This window comes from Arthrobacter sp. Hiyo1, assembly GCF_001263615.2.
Classification (GTDB): Bacteria; Actinomycetota; Actinomycetes; order Actinomycetales; family Micrococcaceae; genus Arthrobacter.
In genome coordinates this window covers 222,224-225,320 of sequence record NZ_DF952473.1, presented here as the reverse complement: position 1 = coordinate 225,320, position 3,097 = coordinate 222,224, and the positions used below count along the sequence as shown (strand labels likewise).

Genomic DNA, 3,097 nt, shown 5'->3' with positions numbered 1-3,097 from the left:
CGACGTCGGGCTGGTCAAAGGGGTTGATGCCCAGCAGGCGGCCGGCGACCGAGGTGGCGAATTCCCAGACGAACATCTGGGTGGCGAGGCCACCGGCGATGGCGGCTTCGTTTTCGCCGAGTTGGACGTCGGATTCCGCACCGACGAGGCGGATCACCAGGACGTCTTCCGCACCGCTGCTGACCTCGGGTGCGGAAGGACCTGCAACAACCGGCAGGACCCCCGTGCCGAGCTTGCCGGTGGACTCGGCGATGAGCTGTTCGGCCCAGTCCGCGAAGCCGACGATTCCGGAACCGTCTTCGACGATGACGATCTTGTTGCGCAGCGGGGTGGTTCCGCCCAGGGCGGCGCCGAGCCGGAGCCCGATGTTTTCGGGTGAGTCTTCGTTGAGGATTTCCGCAGCTTCCTCCGCCTCGTCCAGGAATGCCTGGATGTCGACTCCCGCGAGGCCGCTGGGGACCAGGCCGAAAGCAGTCAGCGCCGAAAAGCGGCCGCCGACGTTCGGGTCGGCGTTGAAGACGGCACGGTAGCCGGCTTCACGGGAGGCCTTGTCCAGCGGGGAACCCGGATCGGTCACGATGACGATGCGGCTCTTGGCATCGATGCCGGCCTCGGTGAAGGCCTGCTCGAATACCCGTCGCTGCGAGTCGGTTTCGACAGTGGAGCCTGACTTGGACGAGACCACGATGGCGGTCTCGGCCAGGCGGTCCGCGAGGGCAGCACCGACTTGTTCGGGGTCTGTGCTGTCCAGCACGGTCAGCTCGACGCCAGTAGTGCCGGCAATGACCTCGGGGGCAAGCGAAGAGCCGCCCATGCCACACAGGACAATGCGGGAGACGCCTTCGGCCCGGAGGGCATCCCGGAGTTCCAGGATCCCTTCGACCAAGGGCTGGGAAACGGTTGCCGCTTCCACCCATCCGAGACGGATGGCGGATTCGGATTCGGCATCCGGACCCCACAGAGTGTGGTCCTTGGCGAAAATCCTGGTGGCAATCCGGTCTTCGACAAGTGCCGGGATGTGTTGCTCGATGGCCTGCTGCGCAGCACCGCTGGCGTCGTAGCTGAGAGTGCTCATGTGGGTTAGGAAGCCTTCCGTGCAGAGGCGAGGGCACCTTCGACGTCGGCCAGAAGTTCCTTCCAGCTGGCGACGAACTTGTCCAGGCCCTCGGATTCGAGGATTGCGACGACGTCGTTGTAGGAGATGCCCAGGCCCTCGAGTGCGTTGAGGACGTTGTTTGCTTCTTCGTAGGTGCCGGAGATGGTGTCACCCGTGACGACGCCGTGGTCGAACGTGGCGTCGAGGGTCTTTTCCGGCATGGTGTTGACGACGCCGGCCGCGACCAGTTCGGTCACGTACAGGGTGTCCGGGTACGCCGGGTCCTTGACGCCGGTGGAGGCCCACAGCGGGCGCTGGGGGAGCGCGCCTGCTTCGGCCAGGACTGCCCAACGCTCGGTGGAGAACAGCTCTTCGTAGACCTGGTAGCGAGGCGGGCGTTGGCGACGCCTGCCTTGCCCTTGAGGGCCTTGGCCTCATCGGTGCCGATGGCGTTGAGGCGCTTGTCGATCTCGGTGTCCACGCGGGAGACGAAGAAGGACGCCACGGAGTGGATCTTGGAGAGGTCGTGGCCGTTTTCCTTGGCCAGCTCCAGGCCGGACTGGAATGCGTTGATGACGGCGCGGTAGCGCTCCAGGGAGAAGATCAGGGTCACGTTGACGCTGATGCCCTCGGCCAGGGTTGCCGTGATGGCGGCGAGGCTTCGAGGGTTGCCGGGATCTTGATGTGGACGTTGTCCTTGTTGACCTTCTTGTACAGGTGCTTGGCCTCGGCGATGGTGCCTTCGGTGTCCCACGCCAGGCGGGGGTCCACCTCGATGGAGACGCGGCCGTCCACGCCGTTGCTCGCTGCCGCGACCGGGGCGAAGAGGTCGCAGGCATCGGCGACGTCGGTGGTGGTGATCTCGAAGACAGTCTCTTCGACGGTTGCGCCCTTGGCGGCCTCTTCGGCAATCACGGCGTCGTAGTCGCTGCCGGCGGTGATGGCGGCGTGGAAGATGGACGGGTTGGTGGTGACACCAACGACGTTCTTCTCTTCGATGAGCTTCTGCAGGCTGCCGCTGGAAAGGCGTTCGCGGGAGAGGTCGTCAAGCCAGATGGACACGCCGGCGTCGGAAAGCTGCTGGGTGGGAGTCGTAGTCATTTCTTTAATCTCCTTGGAAATCTGTTCGTTGCTGTCGGATTCGTCTCAAACGCTTTTTCAGCTATTGAGACCCGCGAGGGAGTCCTTTGCGGCGGCGGCGACTGCTTCTGCCGTGATGCCGAACTCCTTGAAGAGGCGCTTGTAGTCTGCCGAGGCGCCGAAGTGCTCGAGGCTGATGGAGCGTCCGGCGTCGCCGACGAATTCCTTCCAGCCCAGTGCCAGGCCGGCTTCGACCGAGACGCGGGCCTTGACGGCGGCGGGGAGCACGGACTCGCGGTACGCGGAGTCCTGCTTGTTGAACCACTCGACGCACGGCATGGAGACGACGCGGGTGGCGATGCCTTCGGCCTGGAGCGCTTCGCGGGCGTTCACCGCGAGCTGGACCTCGGAACCGGTGCCGATCAGGATGACCTCGGCCGGGACCGTAGCGCCGTCCTTTGAAGCCTCTGCCAGGACGTAGCCGCCCTTGGCGACCCCGGCGGTGGAGCCGAAGGTGTCACCCTCGGCAAGGCCTTCGCCGCGTGCGTAGGTCGGGATGTTCTGGCGGGTCAGCACGATGCCTGCCGGGTTCTCGTGGTTCTCAAGCATGGTCTTCCATGCCGCGGCAACCTCGTTGGCGTCGCCGGGACGGACAACGTCCAGGCCCGGAATGGCGCGGAGGGTGGACAGCTGCTCCACCGGCTGGTGGGTTGGGCCGTCTTCGCCCAGGCCGATCGAGTCGTGGGTCCAGACGTACAGCGAAGGGACGCCCATGAGCGCGCCAAGGCGGATCGCGGGACGCTGGTAGTCACTGAAGATCAGGAACGTGCCGGAGAACGCCCGGGTCCGGCCGTGCAGCGAAATGCCGTTCACGATCGACGCGGCAGCGTGCTCGCGGATACCGAAGTGCAACACCCGGCC

At 65.4% G+C, this 3,097-nt stretch carries 2 protein-coding genes and 1 pseudogene; all 3 read right to left on the bottom strand.

Translation table 11 applies throughout. From position 1 onward, the window contains the following. The coding region (locus AHiyo1_RS16535) for a glucose-6-phosphate isomerase (protein WP_059389276.1) at window positions 1-1,075 on the bottom strand (1,075 nt) is incomplete at its 3' end. 5 nt (window positions 1,076-1,080) lie between these two features. Beyond that, window positions 1,081-2,197, bottom strand: a pseudogene (gene tal / locus AHiyo1_RS16530) (transaldolase). 57 nt (window positions 2,198-2,254) lie between these two features. After that, on the bottom strand, window positions 2,255-3,097 hold an 843-nt coding region (locus AHiyo1_RS16525; protein WP_275937073.1), incomplete at its 5' end, for a transketolase-like TK C-terminal-containing protein.